Source organism: Halobellus inordinatus (assembly GCF_024498335.1).
Taxonomy (GTDB): Archaea; Halobacteriota; Halobacteria; order Halobacteriales; family Haloferacaceae; genus Haloquadratum; species Haloquadratum inordinatus.
Window position 1 is genome coordinate 320,551 of record NZ_CP101825.1, and the last position, 21,694, is coordinate 342,244.

The window sequence follows — 21,694 nt, forward strand, 5'->3', positions numbered from 1 at the left end:
GAACAGTTACGAGAATCCCTATCGGTTCGCGCCGTCGCCGTACGTTTCTTCCAGGTAGGCGATAATATCGGTGCTTTCCGGCATCCCGTGGACGTCGTGTTCCTCGTCGACGAGCACGGGAACGCCCGTCTGCCCGCTGATCTCTTTCACTTCCGTCCGGTTGGCGTGCGATCGCGGCACCATCACCGATTCGTACTCCAGATCGAGTTCCTCCAGTTTGTTCCTGACTCTGATACAGAAGGGACAGCCCCCGACTTCGTACAGGACGAGATCAGACATCGACGATCGGTACGCGATCCGACCTAAAGAGTCACGTGGTGGACTGCGCGGCGGGCGCACTCCCGTACCGTGTTATCGCGTCGCTATCGGTCCGCGAGGCGCCGGATGCCGGCGACGATCTGTTGGCGGCCGGCGATCAACTCTCCGCCGGCCCACACGAGGCCGACGAGAAGCGCGCTGATCGCCCAGACGAAGTCCCAGCCGGACATCCAGACCGGGCGGAGCCACGGCGTCACGTGTGCCCAGCGCGTCGCGAACTCGTTCATCGGCCCTTCGAGGGCCGTGCCGGCGAACGTCGCGCGAATCCGCCCGGCGAAGCCGACGCTCTCGTTTCCGCCGGCGGTGAGGTTCGCACTGCCGGTGATGTCGTAGGAACCGCTGGCGTTCAGATCACGGATCGTCGGCCCCGACGACTCGGGGCCGGTGCCAATGCGCTCGGCGTCGTAGGGGCCCCACGTGGCGTAGTACTCCCAGACGACTTCGCCCGTGGGCGTGAGTTCCATCACGCGGTGGTTGAGCGTGTCCGTGACGAGCGTGTTTCCGTTGGGGAGTCGGTCCGCATCGCGCGGCCAGGTGAGCGATCCCGTGCCGACCTCCCAGGTCCGGACCCACTCGCCGTCTTCCTTCGCGTACTCGACGACCCGGTTGTTACCGCTGTCGGCGACGAGGATCGTCGGCGTGCCGTTCTCGCTCAGGAGCCAGTCAGGGTTGTGCTGCTCGCGCATCACGTCGTAGTCGTCGTCTGAGCCGAGTCGCTCGACGATCTCTTTAGATTCGATGTCGACGACGATGGCCTGATCGAAGTTCCGCGGCGAGAGCAGCAGGCGGTCCTCACCGACGGGGTCGACGTCGTTGACGTGCGACCAGTCGTCGTTGTAACCGCCGTCGGTGCTCTCGGGGAAGTGGTTCTTGAAGTACCACTCCCAGGTGAACTCGCCGGTCGAGCGGTTGTAGATGACGATGCGGTCGTCGCTGACCTCGGCGGACGCGTTCCACTCGCGCATATTCGCGATCGCGATGCGGTCGTCGCCGAGATACGCGACGTCGTGGGTGTCGGTCATATTGAACCGCTCCTGCCAGACGCGTTCTTGCGTCTCGGGGTTCAACTCGAAGACGACCGTATCGCCGGCCCGCGGCGAGGAGACCAGGAGGTTCCCGTTCGGCAGCGGGTCGACGTCGAAGAACCACGCGCTCCCGCCGACAGAGTCGTTGTGGGTCCACTGGAGGTCACCGCGCGGGCCGACCGAGAGGAGTCGCGCGGGCTTTTTGGGATTCGTATTGCCCTGGAAGGTGTAGCCCTGGACGCTGATGACGGTCGATCCGTTCGCGGGACTCGTGATCGTGCCCGGTTCGAGGCTCGTGTCTGTCGAGGGGTCGTACGTCAGCGCCGACACACCGGCCGGTGCGAGGAGAGAGACGACGAGCAGCAGCGCGATGAGCCGCACTGCGTTCGCTCGGGAGCGCGGGGAGAGCGTCACGTACTCGATTGCGACAGTGAATAATGAATCTCTTGCGGTCCGACGGCAGTCGCGGGGGTGAGAGTCAGACGGCGAGGAGCGCGGGAGTGAGTCGGAAGGCGAAAAGCGAGGGTGAGTCAGAAGGCCAAAAGCGCGAGCGAGCGGTCGGTTACACCTGCGCGGCGAGAATGCCGCCGGTGCGGACGACGAAGTAGACGACGAACGCGCCCGCGAGTGCCCAGTGGCCCAGACGGACGTCGTCGCCTTCGCCGGCCGCGAACTTGATCACCGGGTACGAGACGATCCCGGCGGCGATACCGTAGGCGATCGAGTACGCGAACGGCATCACGAGGATCGTCATTCCGGCGGGGATCGCCTGCGTGAGGTCGTCCCAGTCGATGTCGACGACGTTGCGGAGCATCACGACGCCGATCACGACGAGCGCGATGTGGGAGGCATACAGGGGAATCGCGGCCGCCAGCGGGACGAGCGCGAGCGAGATGAGGAACAGTACAGCGACAGTGAGCGCCGTCAGGCCGGTGCGGCCACCCTCCTCGACGCCCGAGGCGGACTCGATGTAGGTCGTCACGGTCGAGGTCCCGAGCATTCCGCCGACCGTGGTGCCGATCGCGTCGGCCATCAGCGGCTTGTCGATGTCGGGGAGATCACCGTCCTCGTCGAGGAAGTTACCGGCCTGTCCGACGCCGACGAGCGTGCCGGCGGTGTCGAAGAAGTCGACGAAGAAGAAGGTGAAGACGACCAGCGCGAAGGTGAACGCCTCGACGTCGCTGAGGCCGGAGATGAACGCGCCGGCCAGCGGAGTGATGTCGTAGGAGACGGACGTAGAGCCGGCGACGAGGCCAGCGTCAGCCGCGATGGGGCCGAACGCGGTGAGAAGCCACCCGAGGACGGACGTGAGGGCGATTCCGATGATGATCGATCCGGGAACGTTGCGGGCGTAGAGCGCGAACGTCAGAAAGAGGCCGAACACGGAGACGATCGCGACGGGGTTCGATGCGATCGATCCCATCGAGACGAGCGTCGCCGTGTCGTCGACGACGATCCCCATCGCCTGCAGGCCGATGATAGCGAGGAAGAGCCCGATACCCGTCCCGACGGCGAACTTCACGGGTTCGGGGAAGAGTTTGATCACGTACTCGCGCGCGCCGATCGCCGTCAGGATGATGAAGATGATCCCTTCGACGACGACGGCCGCGAGTGCGGTCTGCCACGGAATTCCGAGCGCGCTGACGACGGTGAACGCGAAGAACGCGTTCAGGCCGAGGCCCGGCGCCTGCGCGAACGGTCGGTTGGCGTAGAAGGCCATCACGAACGTCGCCGTCGCCGCCGCGAGGATCGTGACGACGGCGAGCATCGACTGGATCTCGCCCGGCGGGATGCCGGCGATCGAGATCCCGTCGGCACCGGGAATGTTCGGCTGGTCGGTCAGGATCGAGGGGTTGACAACGACGATGTAGGACATCGTCAGGAACGTCGTCAGCCCGGCGAGGAGTTCGGTCCGGACCGATGATCCGTGTTCTTGCACATCGAAGTAGTTTCCGAGTGTTTCAGCGAGCCCCATAATGCACGTGTGAGCATAACCCCGATACGGTCGATAAGGGTTTTCATCGACGCCGGGCACAGTGAGGCCCGTATCGGCAGATCACTCGGCGTCGAACGTCGAGAGCGCACCGACGGGTGCGTCGGTGAGTTCCCGGGCGCGGTCGATGCCTTCCTCACCGACGGAAATGAGCGCGAAAACGCCCGTAACGTCCGCATTCGCCTGTTTCGCGATGTCGAGGAGAAGTTCCTGGGTTTCGCCCGAGCGGATGAGGTCGTCGACGATGAGGACGTTCTCGCCGCGGGAGATCGCGCGGCCGGGGAGGTAGTAGGTCAGTTCGATGCCCGAAGCGAGGCGCTGACGGGACTCGATGAAGTCCTCGACGGCCGTTTCTTTGGACTTCTTCGCGTAGGCGACGCGGGCGTCGAAGTACCCTGCCATCGCCGCGCCGAGCGTGATGCCGTCGGTCGCCGCCGTCAGGACGACGTCCGGGCGCTCGAAGCCGAGCGCGTTGGCGGCGACCGGAGCAACGAGATCGAGAAACGACTGGTCGAAGACGATACCGGAGTTGTCGACGTAGCCCTCGTCGTCGAACTCGACGCGCGCGCGGAGTTCCGTCGCGAGGGCGTCGCGGCCGACCCCGTCGACGACTTCGCGGGCGCGCTCTACGCCCGGCAGGACGTGGCCGTTGACGTACCGATTGAGATCGCCGGCGGGGAGTCCGCTGAGTTCGGCGAGTTCGTCGTACGTCCGGGTCTCCTTCAGCATCCGAAGGACGGCGACCGCCTGCAACTGGAGGGCCGCTTTCTCCGCTCTGTTCATACTTCGATCTGCGATGTTGCGTAAGTATGAATATGTCGATACAGATACAGCGTGAAAAAACCACGAACGTGGATTAGACGGCGAGAGAGAACGTCCGGTCTCGGGGCTGAAAACGGCCCGAAATCGCGAGGTTCGCGAGAAGCGCTACGAACGGTCCTCGTCGTCGAGGAGGTCCGCCGCAGTCACGAGGGCGTCGAGTTCGACGTCGGCATCGGCGAGTCGTTCGCGTGCACCTTCCTGACGGTCGACGACGACGAGGACGCGGTTGACGACCGCGCCGGCGTCGCGGAGTGCTTCGACGGCGTCGAGTGCGCTCTTGCCGGTGGTCGCGATGTCTTCGAGGACGACGACTTCCTCGCCCTCGGAGAAGCGCCCCTCGATACGGTTGGCCGTGCCGTACTCTTTGGTCTTCTTGCGGACGATGACGTACGGCGTGTCGGTCTCGACGCTCGTGACGGAGACGAGCGGGACGGCGCCGAGCGCAACACCCGCGAGCTTTTCGCCGGACAGTTCGTCCGCGAACGCCTCGGCGATCAGCTGGAGGCAGCGGGGGTCCGTCTCGAAGAGATACTTGTCGACGTAGTACTCGGAGGTGCCGCCGTGGGAGAGTTCGAACTCTCCGAACTGGACGGCGTCGGCGTCGCGGAGCGCCGCGATGAGTTCGTCGTTCGCCATTGGATGTGAGAGGGCGGGCGAGGCGCTTAAACGGGGCGATTCGGAGGCGATGCGGTCAGAGGCAGTGCAGGGCGGAGGCGGCGCGGAGTCGGGTGGTGCAGTGCGGAGGCGGTGCGGAGTCGAAGCGTTCGTACCGCGAGGCGAGCGAATGCGAGCCTCGCGGCATTTTTCCCTCCAGGTTTTTGCGCGGTGGGTTCCCGCAGCGGCGCTCCGCGCCGCGAGGAAACCCACCGTGGAAAAAGGTGGGTTAGTAGGGCTCGTCTTTCAACCCCAGCACGTACGCGATGGCATTCGTGAGGACGTGCAGGACCGGCGTGAGAACGATCACGACTCCGAGCACGGGGAGCGTAAATGTGGTCTGGAACCAGCCGAAGTCGAGGACGGCGGCACAGGCGAGCGCGCCGGCGACGAAGTCCAGTTGGTCGACACCGGGGAACGGCGCGCCGCGCTCGCGGCCCGTCCGGCGCTTGAGAAACGAGGCGGCGATGTCGCCGAGCATCGCGCCGAACGCGAGACCGAACGCGGCGGCGAGCGGGAAGGCCGGGACCTCGAATCCGGTCACGCGGACGACGACGGGCGCGAGGACGTTCAGTCCGAGCGCGAGGAGGACGCCCGCGAGCGTGCCGATAGCCGTCCCACGCCACGTCTTGCCGTCACCGAGGAGGCGGCGGCCACCCATCGTTCGGCCGCCGTCGATCGGTGCGCCGCCGCCGGCGAGGACGGCAGCGTTGTTCGGGACGTAGGCGGGGAGCATCGCCCAGAAAGCGACGACGACGAGATCAACGAGCATACGTGTCGCGTCCGACGGCGACGACAAAAGTCTCCCCGATTCGGCCACCGCGACGCGCCGCCGCAGAACAGCGGTTCTGTGACCGAAGCGACAGCAGTTCCTTTAACTCTCCGGCGCGACGTACTGGCAGATAGATGTCCTCCTGGAGGCGCGACTTCGCAAGCGGCTTGATCGTTCTCACGCCGATCCTCGTCATTCTGTTCGTTCTCAACTACCTCTACTCGAAGATCGTCGACCTCCCGGTCATCCGACGATTGGACGACCCCATCGGGTTCCTCGTCGCAGTCGTGGTCTTCATTATGCTCGTCCTGTCGGTGGGGTACCTGATGCGGACGACGGTCGGCCGCCTGTTCGAGACGTATCTTGATGCGGCGATGAATCGCGTGCCGCTCATACGCGTGCTCTACAACGCCTCCAAGTTAGCCGTCGAAACGGCCGTGACTGGGACCGAGGACCTCCAAAAGCCGGTGAAAGTCGAGCCCTGGCAGGGGATGCGGATGACGGCATTCAAGACTGGAAAGGTGACCGACGACGGCCGCGTGGTGCTGTTTATGCCGACCGCTCCGAACATCACGACTGGCTTCGTGATGGAGGTCGATCCCGAGGATATCACCGAAACCGACGAGCGCGTCGAAGAGGCGCTGACTCGGGTGTTGTCCGCGGGATTCGGCGAGGAAGAGCGGGACGCGCCGATCGAGATCGACGCCCGGTCAGAAGACTGAGCGTCGGTCTAGTGCGGTGCCGGGCGGTGCAGTGCAGTGCTGTGCGGTCCCGGGCGGTGTCGGGCGGTGTCGGGCGGTGTCGGGCGGTACGGTGCTGTGCGGTAGTCGAGAAGTCGTACCGCGAGGCGAGCGAACGCGAGCCTCGCGGCATTTTTCCCTCCAGGTTTTTGGACCGGGGTCGAGCGCCGCCGAAGGCGGCGCGAGGCCCCGGTCGAAAAAGGTGGGTTTAGACGTACGTGAACCACTCGTCGTGGGCGTCGTCGCGACGCTCGACGAGGTCGAAGAACGCCTGCTGGAGTTCCTCGGTCACGGGGCCGCGCGAGCCGTCGCCGATGACGACGTTGTCGACCTTCCGAATCGGCGTCACCTCGGCGGCGGTACCGCTGAAGAACAGCTCGTCGGCGGTGTTGAGTTCGCCGCGGGAGATGGTCGCCTGGTCGTGGACGGTGTAGCCGCGCTCGCGGGCGAGTTCGATCACCGTGTTTCGGGTGATGCCGTCGAGAATGCTCTCGGAGAGACCGGGGGTGTAGATCTCACCGTCGCGGACGAGGAAGATGTTCTCGCCGGGGCCTTCCGCGACGTTGCCTTCCTTGTTCAGGACGATCGCTTCGGTGTAGCCGTTGCGGCGGGCTTCCTCGCCCGCGAGAAGCGAATTGACGTACAGGCCGGTCGTCTTCGCGTTCGTCGGAATCTGACTGGAGGCGTGTTTGCGCCACGAGGAGATCATCACGTCGACGCCCTGTTCGAGCGCTTCCTCGCCGAGGTAGGCGCCCCACGGCCACGCCGCGATCGCGACGTTCACCGGGTTGTCTTTCGGGCTGACGCCGAGCGAGCCGTAGCCGTAGAACGCGACCGGGCGGATGTAACAGGAGCGCAGTTCCTCACGGCGAATCAGTTCCAGCGTCGCCTCCGTGAGTTCTTCCCGCGAGAACGGAATGTCCATCTCGTAGGGTTTCGTCGACTCGTAGAACCGATCGAGGTGCTCTTCCCAGCGGAAGATCGCCGGCCCGTTTTCGGTGTCGTAACAGCGGACGCCCTCGAACACGCCGGATCCGTAGTGCAGACCGTGCGTCAGAACGTGGACCGTCGCGTCGTCCCAGTCGACGAACGAACCGTCCTGCCAAATCGTCTCGACGTCCATCTCGTCGAATCCCATATGCCGTGATTTACTCCCCGGGATATAAAACCCTACAGGAGTGTTTGCGGCGAATTACGCCGTCGGTGCGGTGGATCTGCGGGGGCAAGAAAACGGAGTCGACAGCCACCGCTCGGCGCAGCAACCACCAAGTGGGAACGCGGAACCGTCGGCTCAGACGCGGTTTATTTCGTCGGCCAATCGCTCGATGATGTCCGCGCCTTCGACGTAGACGAGATCGTTCTGACGGGCGTATTCGAGCGCGGCAGTCGGCGTTCGAGCGCCGCCGGAGTCGGCGTCGAGCATCTCGCAGACGACGACCGCAGGCGGGCGGTCAGCCGCCTCGGCGAGCGCGAGACCGAGTTCCGTGTGCCCGCGACGGTCGTCGAGGAGTCCCGGGGCGCCGCGGAGGACGTGCACGTGGCCCGGCGTGCGGAACTCGGCGGCGAACTCCGAGGCGTCGTAGTCGCTGTCGGGCTCCGCTGCCTGTTCGGCGGCCGAGGAGAGTTCGCGGATCGTGAGTGCGCGGTCGTCGTCGGTGATGCCCGTGAACGTCTCGCGGTGGTTCACCGGCAGCGAGAACGACGAGCGGTCGTCGTAGCCGAGGTCGTGGTCCGCGGCCGCGGGGTGGTCGAACTCGTCTTCGAGGAAGGGCAGTTCGAGAGTCTCTGCGACGGGATGTGAGACGGCAGTGCAGATCAATCCCCCGGCGTCGCTCCGAAGACGGACGACGTCGTCGGCGTCGACCGCGCCTGCGGGGTAGATGATGTCCGTCTCGCCCTCGCGGTCGGCGGCGTCGTGGACGAGCACTGGCTGGCCCTCGCGGAACGCCTCGATGGCGCGGTCGACGGCGCTCTCACCGGTCGTGTCGACAGCGACGTCCGAACGCGTGCGCGTCATCGAACCGCCTCCACGCGAACGGAAACCGCGTCGCCGTCGTCGAGATCGAGCGCATCCCGAAGCCGGACGGGCGCGATGATCTCCAGTTGCGTCTCGTCGTGGTGCGTGCGCTCGGGGACGATGATGTGCGTCGTCTCGGCGACTTCGTCGTCGTACTCGACGGTCGCGTCGTAGCACGTCGCCGGCCCGAACGTCCGTTCGTCGTCCTCCCAGCCGTCGATGGGGACGCCAGAAAGCGACGTCATCGCCGAGCGAGCACGGATGCTCTCCTCGTCGAGGTCGACGTTGAGCGTGCCGGGGAACGGCTCGTAGCCGAGTCGCTCCTCGAACTGTTCCATATAGCCCGACAGAGAGATGTAGTGTCGTCCTTCGCCCATTCCACTCGTGACGGTGCCTTCAAGTTCGACGGCCGAGGGGTCAGTGCCCTCGAAGATCCGCCGGTAGTGGGCGTATTCTCGGTGCAGCGCCGCCTCACCGGAGTCGGTCAGCGACACCCACTGACCGTCGGCGACGACGTCGCGCTCGACGTGGCCGGCGGTTTCGAGCCGCTGGAGCCGACGCGAGGCGGTCTGGCTCGACGCGTCGAGGCGTTCGGCGAGGCTCGAACAGGAGATTTTGACCGGGCCGGAGAGCGCGCCTTCGAGGGCGACGAATTTCAGCGCCGCCAACTCGTCGTTTCCCACGGCGGAGACTGCCGATTCAGACATTATCCGGAGTTGGGATGCTGCCCTGTTAAGTATAACGGCTATGGGATGTATAACAGAAGTGTTACGGTAAGCCGCCTCCGGAATCACGGAGACGAGACTTATCTCAGTATTGTTTCTCCCCGCTTCTAAAGGCGTCGATCGCAGTGCGGCGGGTCGGTTGCATCACCTCCGTTCCGGCCAGCAATCGCACTGTGTTCGTCTGCCCCCGAGGGAGTGCTCCCCGAGCGCGAGAGCGTTCGGAAAGGCATTTAGCCGCGGTTCGAGAACGGCGAGTATGTTCAGAACCTTCCGTTCGGAGGTCGAGGACGCGGTCGAGGCGGCGCTGGCCGCGCTCGACCTCCCGACCGACGACCTCGGGGTCGAAGAGCCGCCGGAGGACGTCCCGGCGACGCTCGCATCCAGCGTCGCCTTCCGTCTCGCCGGCGAGGTCGGTGCACCGCCGCCGGCAGTCGCCGAAGACGTCGCCGAGGCGATCGACCTCGACGACGCGGAATACATCGCGAGCGTCGACACGCAGGGACCGTACGTGAACTTCTACGTCGCCGACGCCTACTACGCGGACACGCTCTCGGCCGGCCGCGACGCCGAGTACGGGGCGCTCCCCGATACGGGCCAATCGGTCGTCGTCGAGCACACGAGCGCGAACCCGACCGGTCCGGTCCACGTCGGTCGCGCTCGAAATCCGATCTTCGGTGACGCCGTCGCCCGCCTGCTCGAGTACGCCGGCAACGACGTCGAAACGCACTACTACGTCAACGATGCCGGCCGCCAGGTCGCCGTCTTCACCTGGGCCTACGAGACGTTCGAGGAGTCAGAGCTCCCCGAGCCGGAACGCGACCGCGCGGACTACGACCTCGTCCGCTACTACCGGAAGGGCAACGAGTATCTCGAATCCGCCGACGACGAGGAACTCGCGGCCGCCGAAGAGGAGATCGCCGAGATTATGCAGGGTCTCGAAGCGGGCGACGAGGAGACTTACGAACGCGTCGCGGTCGTCGTCGATCAGGTGCTCGGCGGGATGCGGGAGTCCCTCGAACGCCTTCCGGCGGAGTTCGACCGGTTCGTCAAGGAGACGAAGTTCATTCGCAACGGCGACGCCGACGACGTCGTCAGACGGCTGAAAGACTCCGAACACGCCGTCTACGAGGAGGACGCCTGGCAGTTGGACCTCTCGGCGTTCGGGTTAGAGAAGAACCTCGTCTTCCTCCGCTCTGACGACACCACGCTGTACACAACCCGCGACCTCGCACACCACGAGTGGAAGTTCGACAACTACGACGAGGCGGTGACGATCCTCGGAGAAGACCACAAGCTCCAGGCCGAACAACTGGAAGCCGCGCTCGACGTTCTGGGCAACGACACCAATCAGCTCCGGCAGACGTTCTACTCGTGGGTCAACCTCCCGGAGGGCGGGATGTCGACCCGCGAGGGAACCGGCGTCGACCTCGACGACTTACTCGACGAGTCCGTCCGGCGTGCTCGCGAAGAAGTCGAGGAGCGTCTGGACTCGCGGATCCGGAACGACGAACTCACCGACGACGACATCGACCGCATCGCCCGCCAGGTCGGCATCGGCGCCGTCCGCTACGACATCGTCTCGAAACAGCCGACGAAGGGCATCACCTTCGAGTGGGAACGCGCGCTCGACTTCGAGGCGCAGTCGGCTCCGTACGTCCAGTACGTCCACGCGCGCTGTTGCGGCATCGAGGGCGAAGCCGCCGATGCGGGCATCGAGGCGTCGGCCGACGTTTCGGTGCTCGACACCGACGCCGAGCGCGCGCTCCTGCGAGACGTCGCGCGCTTCCCGGCCGTGATCGAACAGGCGGCCGACGACCTCGAACCCCACGTCGTCGCGACGTTCGCTCGCGAGTTCGCAGAGACGTTCAACACGTTCTACCGCGAGTGTTCGGTCCTCAACGCCGACGACGAGGCGGTCGCAGCGGCACGGCTCGGTCTCGTGGAGGCGTCGCGGCACACGGTCGCGAACGCGCTCGACGTCCTCGGGATCGAGGCGCCGGATTCGATGTAGCTCCCGTAGGGGCACACCCCGTCGAGAGTCTCGAGTTCCCTATTTCACAGTCCGAACGGTGTGACCGGAACGATGGCCCCGGCGACGAGCGATCCGCCGACGGCAAGCACCGTTGCGACCCCGGCTCCGAGCGCTAACAGTAGGAACAGGACGAGCCACCAGAAGGGAACGCTGGAATCTTTCTCTGCCATATCCTCGATTCACCGCACCCGCATAAAAGAAGCTCCCGCTTCGGCGCGCTGACAGCTAGCGGAAGATGCGTCCGAAGAACCCCTTTTTCGTGTCGTCGCCGTCTTCGGAGTCGCCGTCTTCGGGGGCATCGTCGGCGGCGTCTTCGTCGTCGGCGTCGGCGCTGGAACGGTCGTCGGCGTCGTCTCGCCCGGAACGGTCGGTGCCGCTACCCTCTCCGAGATCGGCCTCCTCCGCCAGCGACGTCGTATAGACGCCGCCTTCCGAGTCCTCCTCGGCAGTCGCGTCCGACCCGGACGGCGTTACTTCGGCGGCGCTCGCAGACTCGACGAGCGGCCGCTCGTCCTCGGTAGCAGCGTCGGCGTCCGATTCGGCATCCAAGTCCGACTCCGCACCCGCGTTCGGCTCGACGTCCCCGTCCGATTCGGCGTCTCGAACGTCGGCCGGCGTCGGCTCTACCTCGGCGTCGGGATCGACCGACGACGCTTCCTCGTGTGCTTCGATCACCTCGACTGTCTCTGGGTCGAGGTCGCCTTCGTGTCTCCCGGCGACGACGATGTCTTCCTCGGAGAGGCGTACGTCTTCGCCGTCTGCTCCCGTCGATTCGCTGTCGTCGGACGGCGTTTCCGGAGTCGCATCCGCCTCGTCGTCGGAAGCCGTCTCGTCCGTATCCGGGGTCGTCTCGAGGATCTCCGCATCGTCGTCGACGCCCGGCTCCGATTCGTCTTCTGAGGCCGTAGCGGACTCATCGCTCGACGGGAGGTCGCCTCCCGACAGCGACTCCTCGTCCGGAAGTGGATCGTCCTCTGAGAGTGCGTTGCCGAGGGGGTCGTCGGGACCGAGCGCGTCGTCGGCGCCGAGTTCGGCGGCGGCATTCGCACCCGGAACGTCGGTGTCGGCGGCGGCATTCGCACCCGGAACGTCGGTGTCGGCGGCGGCGGAGGCTTCGGACGCGTCGTCGTCGACGGAGGCTTCGGACGCGTCGTCGTCGACGGAGGCTTCGGACGCGTCGTCGACGGAGGCTTCGGACGTGTCGTCGGCGGCAGACGCGTCGGGCGTATCGTCTGCAGACGCTCCTGAGACGTCGTTGGATGCTGTTTCGGGAGGTTCGTCTGCTGCGACGTCTTCGCCGGTGAGACTGCTCGCGAGCGATCGATACGCCGCGGCCGCCGTGCTCCCGGGGGCGAACGTGGTCAGCGGCTCACCGGCGTCGGACGCCTGCCGGACCGCGGCGGCGTCCGGAATCGTCTCGATGACGTCCGCATCGAGCAGTTCGGCGACAAGTTCGGCGTCGACCTCGACGGGATCGGCGCGCGTGAGTGCGGTGCCCGCGACGGGGATGCCGAGGCGGTCTGCGACCTGCCGGGTCTTGTCGGTGTCGCCGAGCGCGTCCCGCGTCGGGGTCGAGACGAGAAGTGCCTCGTCGACGTGGGTAAGCGGTACCACGGTGTCGTTGCTGAGTCCCGCGCCCGTATCGAGGACGACGTACTCGTAGCGGTCGGCGAGCGCTTCGAGGACGGATTGCATCTCCTCGGGATCGGCGCGCGAGAACGCGTCGAGATCCGCCGATCCGGGGACGACCGCCATCCCGTGCGGTCCTTCGTGGATGGCGTCGTCGACGTCGGCGTCGCCGGCGAGAACGTCGTGAAGCGTTACGTCACCGACGGTGACGCCGACCGCACCGGCGAGATTCGCCATCCCGAGATCGCCGTCGACGATGGCGACGCTCGATCCCGCGGCGGCGAGCGTGGCAGCGAGATTCGCCGCCGTCGTCGTCTTGCCGACCCCCCCTTTCGCGCTGACGACTGCGTACACACGGCCCATTGTTTCGTTCCGTGAGTCCCGCGTGGAGAATATAAATCTGTCCGGGGCGTCGAGGTGACGCGCGAGCACGCTGTGACGACATAGTCGCAGGTTACTTACCCACTGGAGGGGCTAGTACGGGTAATGAGTACCGACGCCGACGAGGTGAACGAGGACCGCCGGAAATACGAGTTCCGGAAGGTCATCGAGGAACTCAAAGACTACGAGGGTTCCGGCACGCAGCTCGTCACGATCTACATCCCCCCGGACAAGCAGATCTCCGACGTCGTCGCCCACGTTACCCAGGAGCACTCGGAGGCGTCCAACATCAAGTCCAAGCAGACGCGGACGAACGTGCAGGACGCGCTCACGTCGATCAAAGACCGGCTCCGCTACTACGACACGTACCCGCCGGACAACGGCATCGTCCTGTTCTCGGGTGCGGTCAACTCCGGCGGCGGCCAGACGGATATGGTGACGCGGGCGCTCGAAAGCCCGCCCGAACCGATCCAGTCGTTCCGCTATCACTGCGACTCGAACTTCCTCACCGAGCCGTTAGAGGAGATGCTGACCGACAAGGGCCTCTTCGGCCTGATCGTCCTCGACCGGCGCGAGGCGAACGTCGGCTGGCTGAAGGGCAAGCGCGTCGAGCCGGTCAAGTCCGCCTCCTCGCTCGTCCCCGGCAAGCAGCGGAAAGGTGGCCAGTCAGCGCAGCGGTTCGCCCGCCTCCGTCTCGAAGCCATCGACAACTTCTATCAGGAGGTCGCAGAGATGGCGAACGATCTGATGGTCCCCAAGCGCCACGAGATGGACGGGATCCTCGTCGGCGGCCCCTCGCCGACGAAAGACGAGTTCCTCGACGGCGACTACCTACACCACGAACTTCAGGACCACGTGAAAGGGAAGTTCGACGTCTCCTACACTGACGAGTCGGGACTCTACGACCTCGTCGACGCCGCACAGGACGTCCTCGCCGACCAGGAGGTAATGAAGGACAAAGCCCAGATGGAGGAGTTCTTCGAGAACCTTCATACGGGCGAGGAGGCGACCTACGGCTTCGGACCGACCCGCAAGAACCTGATGATGGGGTCCGTAGACCGGCTCTTGCTCTCGGAGGATCTCCGCTCGGACGTCGTGATCTACGAGTGTCCGAACGGCCACGAGGAGTACGAGGTCGTCGACCGCCGCCACAGCGACCCCGGCCACGTCTGCACCGAGTGCGGCGAGGAAGCCGAGAAAGTCGACCGCGAGGACGTGATCGAGCATCTGATGGAGATCGCCGAACAGCGCGGCACCGAGACGAAGTTCATCTCGACGGACTTCGAGAAGGGCGAACAGCTCTACGACGCCTTCGGCGGCATCGCCGGCATTCTGCGGTACTCCACCGGCGTCTAAGCAGACGCTGTTATTCGAGAATCGATTCGAGCTGTCGCCGTCGACGCGCTAAATCCACGTATGGCTCGACCGTCTCGTCGGCCGCGAGTCGATCTAACGTCAGAAAGACGTCCGCGCCCGCTCGCTCGGCGTACTCGACGAGTGACTGGATCGCCGGGCGGTTCGTCGCCAGCGAATCGAGCAGGCCGACCGCGAGAACCAGTGCGACTCCGCCCTCCCCGGTTGGGATGGCCGACGGGGCTTCCGCCGATCCAGCGTCCGTAGTCGCTTCTGTCTCGAATTCGTCGTCGTCTTCGAGCGGATACGTGCGAAGACAGCGCGGACAGTACCCGACGACGGCGGCCGGTTCGGGGGCGAACTCGCGTATTTCTGACGGGACCGCGACGCGAACGAGGGGGCGCTCGCAGTGCGAGCACGTTGCTGACATACGAGGGCCTACGCGGGCAGCCCTGAAAGACGCTGTCGCTGTGGCTCCCCGGCCGACGAGCGACACGGGACCGGTATCCCTATTCACGCCGACGCCCTACCGCGAGGCAATCAATGGCCTCGGACGCCCACTCCTCGCTCGACGACCCGCGGACGCACCTCCGCGCGTTCGGTGGCACCTTCGTCGTCGTCGCGCTCGTAGTGCTACTCGCGTCAGTGACCGTCTCGCTCGGGTATCCGCTGCTGGACGCCGCCGGCGTCGATCGAGAGAGCGCGCTCGGTCTCGCACTCCGGAGCGCGTTCCAGTTCGTCGGCTTCGGCATCGCGGGCGCCGGCTTCCTTCTCGTGACGGACCAGAGCGATCTCGTCCCGGTTCGCAGGCCGACGCGGCAGGATCTGACGTGGCTCGTCGGCGGTTTCCTCGGCCTACTGGGACTGTTCGTCGCGGTCTCGGGGCTGCTCAGCGTGCTCGGGATCCAGGGAGCCGACAGCGCGATCGTCGCCCAGGGGAGCGATCAGCCGATCTACTTCCTGTATCTGATTCCGGTGACGATCCTGCTCGTCGGACCGACTGAGGAACTGATCTTCCGGGGAGTCGTGCAGGGACTGTTCCGCCGTGCGTACGGATCCGGGTTCGCTATCGCCGCCGCCAGCGCGGTCTTCGCCGCCGTGCACGTCACGTCCTACAGCGGCGATGGCCTGCTCGCGACGCTCGCGACCGTGCTCGTCCTCGGGGGTGTCCTCGGCGTCGTCTACGAGAAGAGCGAGAACCTCGTGGTTCCCGCCGTGATTCACGGCCTGTTCAACACCGTACAGTTCGTCGCCGTCTACGCGACGACGACCGGGCTCGTCAGTCTATAAGTACGCATAGGCGCGTTCGAGACAGGGACGCGTCGCTCAGTAGGTAATCTGGACCCGATAAGCGAGAGCGCGATCGGCGTTCGGACCGACGCTTACGCTGGGTTCTTGCGCGCCAGCTCCATCCCGCAGATCGGACAGCGGTCGCGGTGTTCGTCGAACTCGCGGCCACAGCCCTGACACTGGAACTTCCAGTCGCGCTTCTCCGAGATGCCCTCGCGGGCGATGATCTTCACGTCGATGTCGACGTGGTCTGCGACGTTCTGCATCGCGTAGTCGTCAGTGACGAGCGTGGCATCGAGTTCGAAAGCCGCGGCGAGAAGCCTGACGTCAGTTTCCGAGAGCGTCTCGGAGTCGCCGGTCTCGCGGGCCGCGCGCTGGATCTTCTCGACCGTCCCGCCAGCGGGGATGTGGATGTGCATTCCAGACCCCTCGTCGGCGTCGTAGCGATACGACGCCTCGCCCTCCAGTTCCTCGCGGACCATCGGGATCGACGCGATGTCGTCTGTGGTGTGATACTCGTGGATGAACGCCGAAGAATCGAGAACCTGCATCGGACGTCGCCCTGAGTTATGGTTGCACGACGATGTAGTCTTTGACGTCCTGTACGTGAGAGACGGGGACCCGGATGACCTGCTCGTGGTCGTCCTGGATCGTCTCGAACCGGAGTTGATCCGGATTGACGTCTTCGTACGGCGAGACGAGGAGATCGTTGACCGTTCCGGTCTTTACGTTCATCTCGACGTTGTACAGCACTCCGAGTTGCGCGCCGTCTGACCCCATCACGCCTTTCCCGGAGAGGTCCTCGGCGAGTTCGTCCGGCATACCCCGCAATACTGCGTACTGTTACATAAACGCCACGGGCCACGCGGCCAGCGGCCGCACAGCGGAGGTCAGATGACGCGTACAGACGACGTACGAAGGCGCACACAGAGGACGTACTATGCGTGGACCGCGCCGCGACACAGACGTTCGATATCGCCGAAACGACGCCATCCGCGGATGACGATGGACTTAACTACAGTCCAGCAGTGATCTACACACAAGGAACTTCTCCGGGGTGATTCTCTATGTCTGACACCGACGCCGACGCCGCCTCGACAGCCGAATCGAACGCGCTACGCACACCGATCGTCGCCGTTCTCGGCCACGTCGACCACGGCAAGACGACGCTGCTCGATAAGATCCGCGGCTCCGCGGTGAGCGAAGGCGAAGCCGGTGCGATCACCCAGCACATCGGCGCGACCGCCGTCCCGCTCGACACCGTCTCGGAGATGGCGGGCGACCTCGTCGACCCGACGGACTTCGATCTCCCCGGTCTCCTCTTCATCGACACCCCGGGGCACCACTCGTTCACGACGCTCCGCTCGCGCGGCGGGGCACTGGCCGACATCGCAGTCGTCGTCGTCGACGTCAACGACGGCTTCCAGCCACAGACGATCGAGGCGCTCGAAATCCTCCAGCGGACGGGCACGCCGTTCGTCGTCGCCGCCAACAAGATCGACACGACGCCCGGCTGGAACCCCAACGAGGGGATGCCGATCCAGGCGACCTACGAACAGCAGTCGGGCAACGCGCGAAGCCGCCTCGACGAGAATCTCTACGAGATCATCGGCGACCTCTCCGATGAGGGCTTCTCGGCCGACCTCTACTGGCGCGTCCAGAACTTTACGAAGAACGTCGGCGTCGTCCCGATCTCTGCGATCACCAGCGAGGGAATCCCGGACCTCCTGGCCGTCCTGATGGGCCTCTCCCAGCGCTATATGAAAGAGCAGATGGCCGTCGACGTCACCGGCCCCGGCGCGGGGACGGTCCTGGAAGTCAAAGACGAGCGCGGTTTCGGGGCGACCGTCGACGTCGTCCTCTACGACGGGAGCATCCGCGCGGACGATCAGATCGTCGTCGGCGGCATCGACGGGCCGATCGTGACCGACGTCCGCGCGCTCCTCCAGCCGCGCCCGAACGCCGAGATCCGAGTCGAGAAGCGCTTCGACAAGGTCGAGGAAGTACGGGCCGCAGCGGGGATCAAAGTCGCCGCCCCGGAACTCGACGACGCGATGGCTGGCGCGCCGATCCGCGTCGTCCGCGACCGCGACCTCGACGACGTCATCGACGAAGTCGAGGCCGAACTCGCCGAGATTCAGGTCTCCACCGAGGAGGAGGGCGTCGTCGTCAAAGCGGACACGCTCGGCAGCCTCGAAGCGATGGCGAACGCCCTGCGAGAGGCCGAAGTGCCGATCCTCCGTGCCGAGGTCGGCGACATCGCGCCGCGGGACGTCGCCGTCGCGTCGACCGCGAACGAGGAGAAACACCGCGTCATCCTCGGATTCAACGTCGACGTGCTCTCGAACGCCGAGACCGAGCTCGACGAGAGCGAGGTCAAACTGTTCGACGACGACGTCATCTATCAGCTCATCGAAGACTACGAGGGCTTCGTCGAGGACCTCGAACGCGCCCAGCAGGAGACCGTCCTGGACAAGATCGTCCGGCCGTGTCGCTTCCGCATCCTCGAAGACCACGTCTTCCGGCAGTCGGATCCGGCCGTCGTCGGCGTCGAGGTCCTCTCGGGGACGCTGAAGAACAACCAGAACGTCGTGAAGTGGGAGGGTAACGAACCCACCCGCGTCGGCCAGCTCTCGGGGATCCAAGAGCAGGGCGAAGACGTCTCGGAGGCCCGTTCGGGCACGCGCGTCTCCGTCGCCATCGACGGACCGACCGTGGGTCGGCAGATCGACGAGGGTGACGAACTGTGGATCGAACTGCCCGAAAAGCACGCGAAGATCCTCGAACAGGAGCTCTCCGACGACATCCCGGCCGACGAACTGGAGGCACTGACGAGCTACCTCGACAAGCACCGCAAGCGCGACCCCTTCTGGGGCAAATAGCGACGCTGGCGGCGACGAGTTCTGTTCCAGTACGCAGTCCGAACGAAACGAGTCGCGACTATCGCGCCGTCGGCGTGAGGCCGTCGCCGACGGTGTTCATCACCTGGAGCGCGGCGGAGGCGGCGAGGCCGCGGGCGACCTCGTCGCGGTCCTCGTCGGTGAGGCCCGATTCGAGGTCCTCCTCGTCGGGCGTGAAGCCCGCGCTGACCGGGCGACCGGCGGGCGGACGGACCGCCACCGTCGCCTGCGGCCCGTTCGCGCCGTAGGAGAGTTCCGAGCCGACGGCGTAGCCGTCGGGAAGATACGCCTGCGTCCGGGAAACGATGCCGGCGACAGCGGTCCGAAGCTGCCGTACCTGCGCCACCGAAAGCTCGACGTCCTCGGGACGGCCCGCGTCGACGACACCAGGAGCGCCTGCGTAAGGGTTGTTTCCGTTCATACAGTGAGTCACCGTGAATAGGGTTACGCGTCGTATAAAGCCGTCGGCAGCATCAAAACGTTCGGCCTCACAGCGCCGCCGGTCGCCGACGGCGTCGATACGCTAGAAGATCGACCCGCTGTCGCCGTAGACCGCGAGCGTGACCGCCGTCGTGTAGCCTTCGCCGTCGGCCTCGGCGGTCGTGACCGTGACCTGCTCGTCGGTGAACTCCCAGTCGTCGCGGAGGTCGCGGCCGGCGTCGAGTCCGACCACGACGCTCCGGCGAACCGCGGTCGGATCCTCGCCGGACGCTTCGTAGAACAGTCCCGGGCCGGGGCCCGTCGCCCAGCCGAGCCCTGCGGAGACGCTCCCGACGCCACCGGTCGTGGCCCGCGCTTCGACGACCGTGAGTCGGTTACCCGCCGGCCCCAGGTCGGGTGCAGTGCCGACTTCCTCGACAGTCGCGTCGGCGGGGATCACCGAGGAGACGGCGACCAGATTGTAGTTGTGGACGTTCGCGTCGGCGAGGGCGGCGTCGTACGACGCCATCTTCGTGGGGGCGTCGCCCACGCCGTGAACGATCCGGATGGTGCTCATACCGGACAACGACGGCGCGGAGAATAAGCGGTTACGAATCGACCGCGAAACGACAGTCGGACGCGGAGTCCGCAGAAAAGAGCCCAGGTGGCCGCCTCAGTACTGGTAGGTCGTCGGACCCGGAATCGTCGTCTGCTCGTCGGCGTCTTCGATCTTCGCGTAGGCGTCGTCGAAGTCCCGGCGGCGGACTTCGGTGCGACCGTCGCGGATGGCGAACATCCCGGCTTCGGTCGAGAGAGCGGCGATCTCGGCGCCGGAGTAGTCGTCGAGCAACTTGGCGAGGTCGCCGAAGTCGACGTCGTCGGCGACGTTCATATCGCGCGTGTGAATCTCGAGGATGTGTTCGCGACCTTCCTGGCCGGGCTTGGGGACTTCGATGAGGCGGTCGAAGCGGCCGGGGCGGAGGATCGCCTCGTCGAGCATATCGAAGCGGTTCGTCGCCGCCATAATCCGGACGTCGCCGCGGTCGTCGAAGCCGTCCATCTCCGAGAGCAGTTGCATCATCGTGCGCTGGACCTCGGCGTCGCCGGAGGTCTTCGAGTCCGTCCGCTTGGAGGCGACGGCGTCGATCTCGTCGATGAAGATGACGGCGGGTTCGCGCTCGGCGGCGAGGTCGAAGAGGTCCCGGACGAGCCGGGAGCCCTCGCCGATGAACTTCCGGACGAGTTCGGAGCCGGCCATCTTGATGAACGTCGCGTCGGTCTCGTTGGCGACGGCCTTCGCGAGCATCGTCTTGCCGGTGCCCGGCGGGCCGTACAGCAGGACGCCCGAGGGCGGGTCGACGCCGACTTCCTCGAACATCTCGGGGCTCGTGAGCGGGTCTTCGACGGCCTCGCGGACCTCGCGGATCTGGTCGTCGATACCGCCGATGTCCTCGTAGGAGACCGTCGGGGAGGCGTCGATCTCCATCGCCTGCGCCCGCGAGTCGGTTTCGTCGTCGAGCAACTGCTGAATGGCGAAGGAGTCGTTGATCGCGACGCGGTCGCCAGCTTCGAGTTCGCTATCGAGGTGTGGCGACGCTTCGGTGAGGACCTCCTGGTTGTTCCCGTGCTGTTTGATCACGACGCCGTCGTCGGTGAGTTCCTCGACCGTCGCGAGGTACAGCGAGGAGGTCTTCAGCGTCTCGTTGCGACGCTTGAGCTGTTCGACCTCCTCGTGTAGTTCCTCCTGGCGGTCGGTCGCCTCCGAGAGGCGTTCGTCGAGTTCGTCGTTGACGGAGACGAGTCGTTCGTAGTGTTGGCGGATCGCCGCTAAGCGCTCCGCATCCGACATCTCTGGGTCGAGGTCCAGACGCGGCCGGTCTGGTAGAGAGGGACTCCGGGACATCAGTTAGCCGCACTTGGAGGTGGGCGTAAATGTGCTTTTGGGTAGTCCCGATCCCCTGTGGGTATCCGGCGGCGGGACTCGGCGGACCTCACATCGCCGTCACTCGTCGAGGCGCTCGCGCTGGTAGGAGCCGTCGTAGACGTCCTCGTGCGACGCCTCGGCGAGGACGAGCTGGGCGACGCGCGCGCCGCGTTCGAGCCGGACGGGATGGTGCACCTGGAGCAACCCTTCGCCTTTCCCTTCGTAGCCGGCGTCCCAAACGGCCGTGTTGAGCATACAGGAGTTACGCATCAGCGTCGACCGCGGGTAGAGGAATCCGACGTGGCCCTCGGGGATCGCGATCGTCTCCGCGTACTGGAGAATGTAGCCGCCGGTGTCGAGCTGGAAGATATCGTCCGCGTCGGTGCCGACGGACTCGCGCTCGCCGACGGTTTTCCCGTCCGTGCCGACGAATCCGGGTTCGGCCTGTTCGAGAACGTCGCCGAGGGTCAGGTCGACGCCGTTCGGCTGCACTTGCTCGTCGTCGATAGCGTCGATGTGCGAGGCGACGAACGATCCGGAACGGAACATATCGGGAGGCTACGGGCCGGGCGCAAAACCGTGTCGTTCTTCCGGGTCGAGGGAGGGGTGAACGGACCAGTCGCGCGAGATATTTATTATACTGGGGGTAAACTAATCGGCAGCGAGAGAGCCTGTTCCTATTGAATTAGGACAAACTAT

The 21,694-nt window shown here is 65.5% G+C and carries 23 protein-coding genes; 5 read left to right on the plus strand and 18 right to left on the minus strand.

Going from position 1 to position 21,694, the window contains the following annotated elements:
- Window positions 1–18: 18 nt before the first annotated feature.
- From NO362_RS01600 to NO362_RS01625, 6 genes are all read right to left on the minus strand, one after another.
- Window positions 19–279, minus strand: a complete 261-nt coding sequence (locus NO362_RS01600; protein WP_256545872.1) for a glutathione S-transferase N-terminal domain-containing protein — start codon at window positions 277–279, stop codon at window positions 19–21.
- An 83-nt stretch (window positions 280–362) separates the two neighbouring features.
- A complete protein-coding gene (locus NO362_RS01605; RefSeq protein WP_256545873.1) occupies window positions 363–1,757 on the minus strand; it encodes an aryl-sulfate sulfotransferase in 1,395 nt (464 codons plus the stop codon).
- Between the two features lie 148 nt (window positions 1,758–1,905).
- Window positions 1,906–3,318, minus strand: a complete 1,413-nt coding sequence (locus NO362_RS01610) for an NCS2 family permease (RefSeq protein ID WP_256545874.1) — start codon at window positions 3,316–3,318, stop codon at window positions 1,906–1,908.
- Window positions 3,319–3,399: 81 nt separating this feature from the next.
- A complete protein-coding gene (locus NO362_RS01615; RefSeq protein WP_256545875.1) occupies window positions 3,400–4,119 on the minus strand; it encodes a phosphoribosyltransferase family protein in 720 nt (239 codons plus the stop codon).
- Window positions 4,120–4,263: 144 nt separating this feature from the next.
- Window positions 4,264–4,794, minus strand: a complete 531-nt coding sequence (pyrE, locus tag NO362_RS01620) for an orotate phosphoribosyltransferase (protein WP_256545876.1) — start codon at window positions 4,792–4,794, stop codon at window positions 4,264–4,266.
- A 247-nt stretch (window positions 4,795–5,041) separates the two neighbouring features.
- On the minus strand, window positions 5,042–5,584 hold the full coding sequence (locus NO362_RS01625) for a CDP-2,3-bis-(O-geranylgeranyl)-sn-glycerol synthase (protein WP_256545877.1): 543 nt from the start codon (window positions 5,582–5,584) through the stop codon (window positions 5,042–5,044).
- Window positions 5,585–5,718: 134 nt separating this feature from the next.
- On the opposite strand from NO362_RS01625, the gene NO362_RS01630 reads away from it, so the two are divergent.
- Window positions 5,719–6,306: a DUF502 domain-containing protein gene (locus tag NO362_RS01630; RefSeq protein ID WP_121568481.1), complete on the plus strand. Its 588-nt coding sequence runs from the start codon at window positions 5,719–5,721 to the stop codon at window positions 6,304–6,306.
- A 226-nt stretch (window positions 6,307–6,532) separates the two neighbouring features.
- On the opposite strand, the gene NO362_RS01635 is transcribed toward NO362_RS01630, so the two are convergent.
- The 3 genes from NO362_RS01635 to NO362_RS01645 all read right to left on the minus strand — a co-directional run bounded on the left by NO362_RS01635 (window position 6,533) and on the right by NO362_RS01645 (window position 9,048).
- Window positions 6,533–7,462: a branched-chain amino acid transaminase gene (locus tag NO362_RS01635; protein WP_121568482.1), complete on the minus strand. Its 930-nt coding sequence runs from the start codon at window positions 7,460–7,462 to the stop codon at window positions 6,533–6,535.
- Window positions 7,463–7,615: 153 nt separating this feature from the next.
- Window positions 7,616–8,341, minus strand: coding sequence for a 3,4-dihydroxy-2-butanone-4-phosphate synthase (gene ribB / locus NO362_RS01640; RefSeq protein WP_256545878.1), 726 nt, complete (start codon window positions 8,339–8,341; stop codon window positions 7,616–7,618).
- Window positions 8,338–9,048, minus strand: a complete 711-nt coding sequence (locus NO362_RS01645) for a DUF120 domain-containing protein (protein WP_121568484.1) — start codon at window positions 9,046–9,048, stop codon at window positions 8,338–8,340. The genes ribB and NO362_RS01645 overlap by 4 nt, the downstream gene beginning before the upstream one ends.
- 274 nt (window positions 9,049–9,322) lie before the next feature.
- Here NO362_RS01645 and argS point away from each other — a divergent pair, with 274 nt between their 5' ends.
- Window positions 9,323–11,077, plus strand: coding sequence for an arginine--tRNA ligase (gene argS, locus NO362_RS01650; protein ID WP_256545879.1), 1,755 nt, complete (start codon window positions 9,323–9,325; stop codon window positions 11,075–11,077).
- Between the two features lie 44 nt (window positions 11,078–11,121).
- On the opposite strand, the gene NO362_RS01655 is transcribed toward argS, so the two are convergent.
- Together NO362_RS01655 and minD are read right to left on the minus strand one after the other, a co-directional pair.
- Complete coding sequence (locus NO362_RS01655; protein WP_199722996.1) at window positions 11,122–11,268, minus strand: hypothetical protein; 147 nt, start codon at window positions 11,266–11,268, stop codon at window positions 11,122–11,124.
- Window positions 11,269–11,323: 55 nt separating this feature from the next.
- Complete coding sequence (minD, locus tag NO362_RS01660; protein ID WP_256545880.1) at window positions 11,324–13,090, minus strand: cell division ATPase MinD; 1,767 nt, start codon at window positions 13,088–13,090, stop codon at window positions 11,324–11,326.
- A 123-nt stretch (window positions 13,091–13,213) separates the two neighbouring features.
- Here minD and prf1 point away from each other — a divergent pair, with 123 nt between their 5' ends.
- On the plus strand, window positions 13,214–14,464 hold the full coding sequence (prf1, locus tag NO362_RS01665) for a peptide chain release factor aRF-1 (RefSeq protein ID WP_121568487.1): 1,251 nt from the start codon (window positions 13,214–13,216) through the stop codon (window positions 14,462–14,464).
- A gap of 10 nt (window positions 14,465–14,474) precedes the next feature.
- Here the strand turns inward: prf1 and NO362_RS01670 are convergent, their stop codons facing one another.
- A complete protein-coding gene (locus NO362_RS01670) occupies window positions 14,475–14,891 on the minus strand; it encodes a DUF6276 family protein (RefSeq protein ID WP_256545881.1) in 417 nt (138 codons plus the stop codon).
- A 113-nt stretch (window positions 14,892–15,004) separates the two neighbouring features.
- On the opposite strand from NO362_RS01670, the gene NO362_RS01675 reads away from it, so the two are divergent.
- Entirely contained in the window at window positions 15,005–15,751 is a 747-nt protein-coding gene (locus NO362_RS01675) for a CPBP family intramembrane glutamic endopeptidase (RefSeq protein ID WP_256545882.1), read from the plus strand.
- A 92-nt stretch (window positions 15,752–15,843) separates the two neighbouring features.
- Here the strand turns inward: NO362_RS01675 and NO362_RS01680 are convergent, their stop codons facing one another.
- Window positions 15,844–16,302 carry an NOB1 family endonuclease gene (locus tag NO362_RS01680; RefSeq protein ID WP_256545883.1) on the minus strand — a complete coding sequence of 153 codons (459 nt, stop codon included), beginning with the start codon at window positions 16,300–16,302 and terminating at the stop codon, window positions 15,844–15,846.
- 16 nt (window positions 16,303–16,318) lie between these two features.
- Entirely contained in the window at window positions 16,319–16,573 is a 255-nt protein-coding gene (locus NO362_RS01685; protein WP_121568491.1) for a PRC-barrel domain-containing protein, read from the minus strand.
- A 245-nt stretch (window positions 16,574–16,818) separates the two neighbouring features.
- On the opposite strand from NO362_RS01685, the gene infB reads away from it, so the two are divergent.
- Window positions 16,819–18,633: a translation initiation factor IF-2 gene (infB, locus tag NO362_RS01690; protein ID WP_256288844.1), complete on the plus strand. Its 1,815-nt coding sequence runs from the start codon at window positions 16,819–16,821 to the stop codon at window positions 18,631–18,633.
- 58 nt (window positions 18,634–18,691) lie between these two features.
- Here infB and NO362_RS01695 read toward each other — a convergent pair whose 3' ends face one another.
- From NO362_RS01695 to NO362_RS01710, 4 genes are all read right to left on the minus strand, one after another.
- A complete protein-coding gene (locus tag NO362_RS01695; protein ID WP_121568493.1) occupies window positions 18,692–19,072 on the minus strand; it encodes a DUF5811 family protein in 381 nt (126 codons plus the stop codon).
- Between the two features lie 102 nt (window positions 19,073–19,174).
- Entirely contained in the window at window positions 19,175–19,648 is a 474-nt protein-coding gene (locus NO362_RS01700; protein ID WP_256545884.1) for a pyruvoyl-dependent arginine decarboxylase, read from the minus strand.
- A gap of 96 nt (window positions 19,649–19,744) precedes the next feature.
- On the minus strand, window positions 19,745–20,974 hold the full coding sequence (gene pan2 / locus NO362_RS01705) for a proteasome-activating nucleotidase Pan2 (protein WP_256545885.1): 1,230 nt from the start codon (window positions 20,972–20,974) through the stop codon (window positions 19,745–19,747).
- Between the two features lie 99 nt (window positions 20,975–21,073).
- Window positions 21,074–21,544 (minus strand): deoxyuridine 5'-triphosphate nucleotidohydrolase, encoded by a 471-nt coding sequence (locus tag NO362_RS01710; RefSeq protein ID WP_256545886.1) that lies wholly within the window; start codon window positions 21,542–21,544, stop codon window positions 21,074–21,076.
- Window positions 21,545–21,694 lie beyond the last annotated feature (150 nt).

Excerpts from the sequence above, each read along its gene's own strand:
- ribB (WP_256545878.1), bottom strand. The coding sequence starts at position 8,341 with ATGACGCGCACGCGTTCGGACGTCGCTGTCGACACGACCGGTGAGAGC.
- NO362_RS01645 (WP_121568484.1), bottom strand. The coding sequence starts at position 9,048 with ATGTCTGAATCGGCAGTCTCCGCCGTGGGAAACGACGAGTTGGCGGCG.
- NO362_RS01610 (WP_256545874.1), bottom strand. The coding sequence starts at position 3,318 with ATGGGGCTCGCTGAAACACTCGGAAACTACTTCGATGTGCAAGAACAC.
- infB (WP_256288844.1), top strand. The coding sequence starts at position 16,819 with ATGTCTGACACCGACGCCGACGCCGCCTCGACAGCCGAATCGAACGCG.
- prf1 (WP_121568487.1), top strand. The coding sequence starts at position 13,214 with ATGAGTACCGACGCCGACGAGGTGAACGAGGACCGCCGGAAATACGAG.
- pan2 (WP_256545885.1), bottom strand. The coding sequence starts at position 20,974 with ATGTCCCGGAGTCCCTCTCTACCAGACCGGCCGCGTCTGGACCTCGAC.
- NO362_RS01600 (WP_256545872.1), bottom strand. The coding sequence starts at position 279 with ATGTCTGATCTCGTCCTGTACGAAGTCGGGGGCTGTCCCTTCTGTATC.
- NO362_RS01670 (WP_256545881.1), bottom strand. The coding sequence starts at position 14,891 with ATGTCAGCAACGTGCTCGCACTGCGAGCGCCCCCTCGTTCGCGTCGCG.
- pyrE (WP_256545876.1), bottom strand. The coding sequence starts at position 4,794 with ATGGCGAACGACGAACTCATCGCGGCGCTCCGCGACGCCGACGCCGTC.
- minD (WP_256545880.1), bottom strand. The coding sequence starts at position 13,090 with ATGGGCCGTGTGTACGCAGTCGTCAGCGCGAAAGGGGGGGTCGGCAAG.
- argS (WP_256545879.1), top strand. The coding sequence starts at position 9,323 with ATGTTCAGAACCTTCCGTTCGGAGGTCGAGGACGCGGTCGAGGCGGCG.
- NO362_RS01695 (WP_121568493.1), bottom strand. The coding sequence starts at position 19,072 with ATGAACGGAAACAACCCTTACGCAGGCGCTCCTGGTGTCGTCGACGCG.
- NO362_RS01655 (WP_199722996.1), bottom strand. The coding sequence starts at position 11,268 with ATGGCAGAGAAAGATTCCAGCGTTCCCTTCTGGTGGCTCGTCCTGTTC.
- NO362_RS01615 (WP_256545875.1), bottom strand. The coding sequence starts at position 4,119 with ATGAACAGAGCGGAGAAAGCGGCCCTCCAGTTGCAGGCGGTCGCCGTC.
- NO362_RS01680 (WP_256545883.1), bottom strand. The coding sequence starts at position 16,302 with ATGCAGGTTCTCGATTCTTCGGCGTTCATCCACGAGTATCACACCACA.
- NO362_RS01635 (WP_121568482.1), bottom strand. The coding sequence starts at position 7,462 with ATGGGATTCGACGAGATGGACGTCGAGACGATTTGGCAGGACGGTTCG.
- NO362_RS01625 (WP_256545877.1), bottom strand. The coding sequence starts at position 5,584 with ATGCTCGTTGATCTCGTCGTCGTCGCTTTCTGGGCGATGCTCCCCGCC.
- NO362_RS01700 (WP_256545884.1), bottom strand. The coding sequence starts at position 19,648 with ATGAGCACCATCCGGATCGTTCACGGCGTGGGCGACGCCCCCACGAAG.
- NO362_RS01675 (WP_256545882.1), top strand. The coding sequence starts at position 15,005 with ATGGCCTCGGACGCCCACTCCTCGCTCGACGACCCGCGGACGCACCTC.
- NO362_RS01685 (WP_121568491.1), bottom strand. The coding sequence starts at position 16,573 with ATGCCGGACGAACTCGCCGAGGACCTCTCCGGGAAAGGCGTGATGGGG.
- NO362_RS01710 (WP_256545886.1), bottom strand. The coding sequence starts at position 21,544 with ATGTTCCGTTCCGGATCGTTCGTCGCCTCGCACATCGACGCTATCGAC.
- NO362_RS01630 (WP_121568481.1), top strand. The coding sequence starts at position 5,719 with ATGTCCTCCTGGAGGCGCGACTTCGCAAGCGGCTTGATCGTTCTCACG.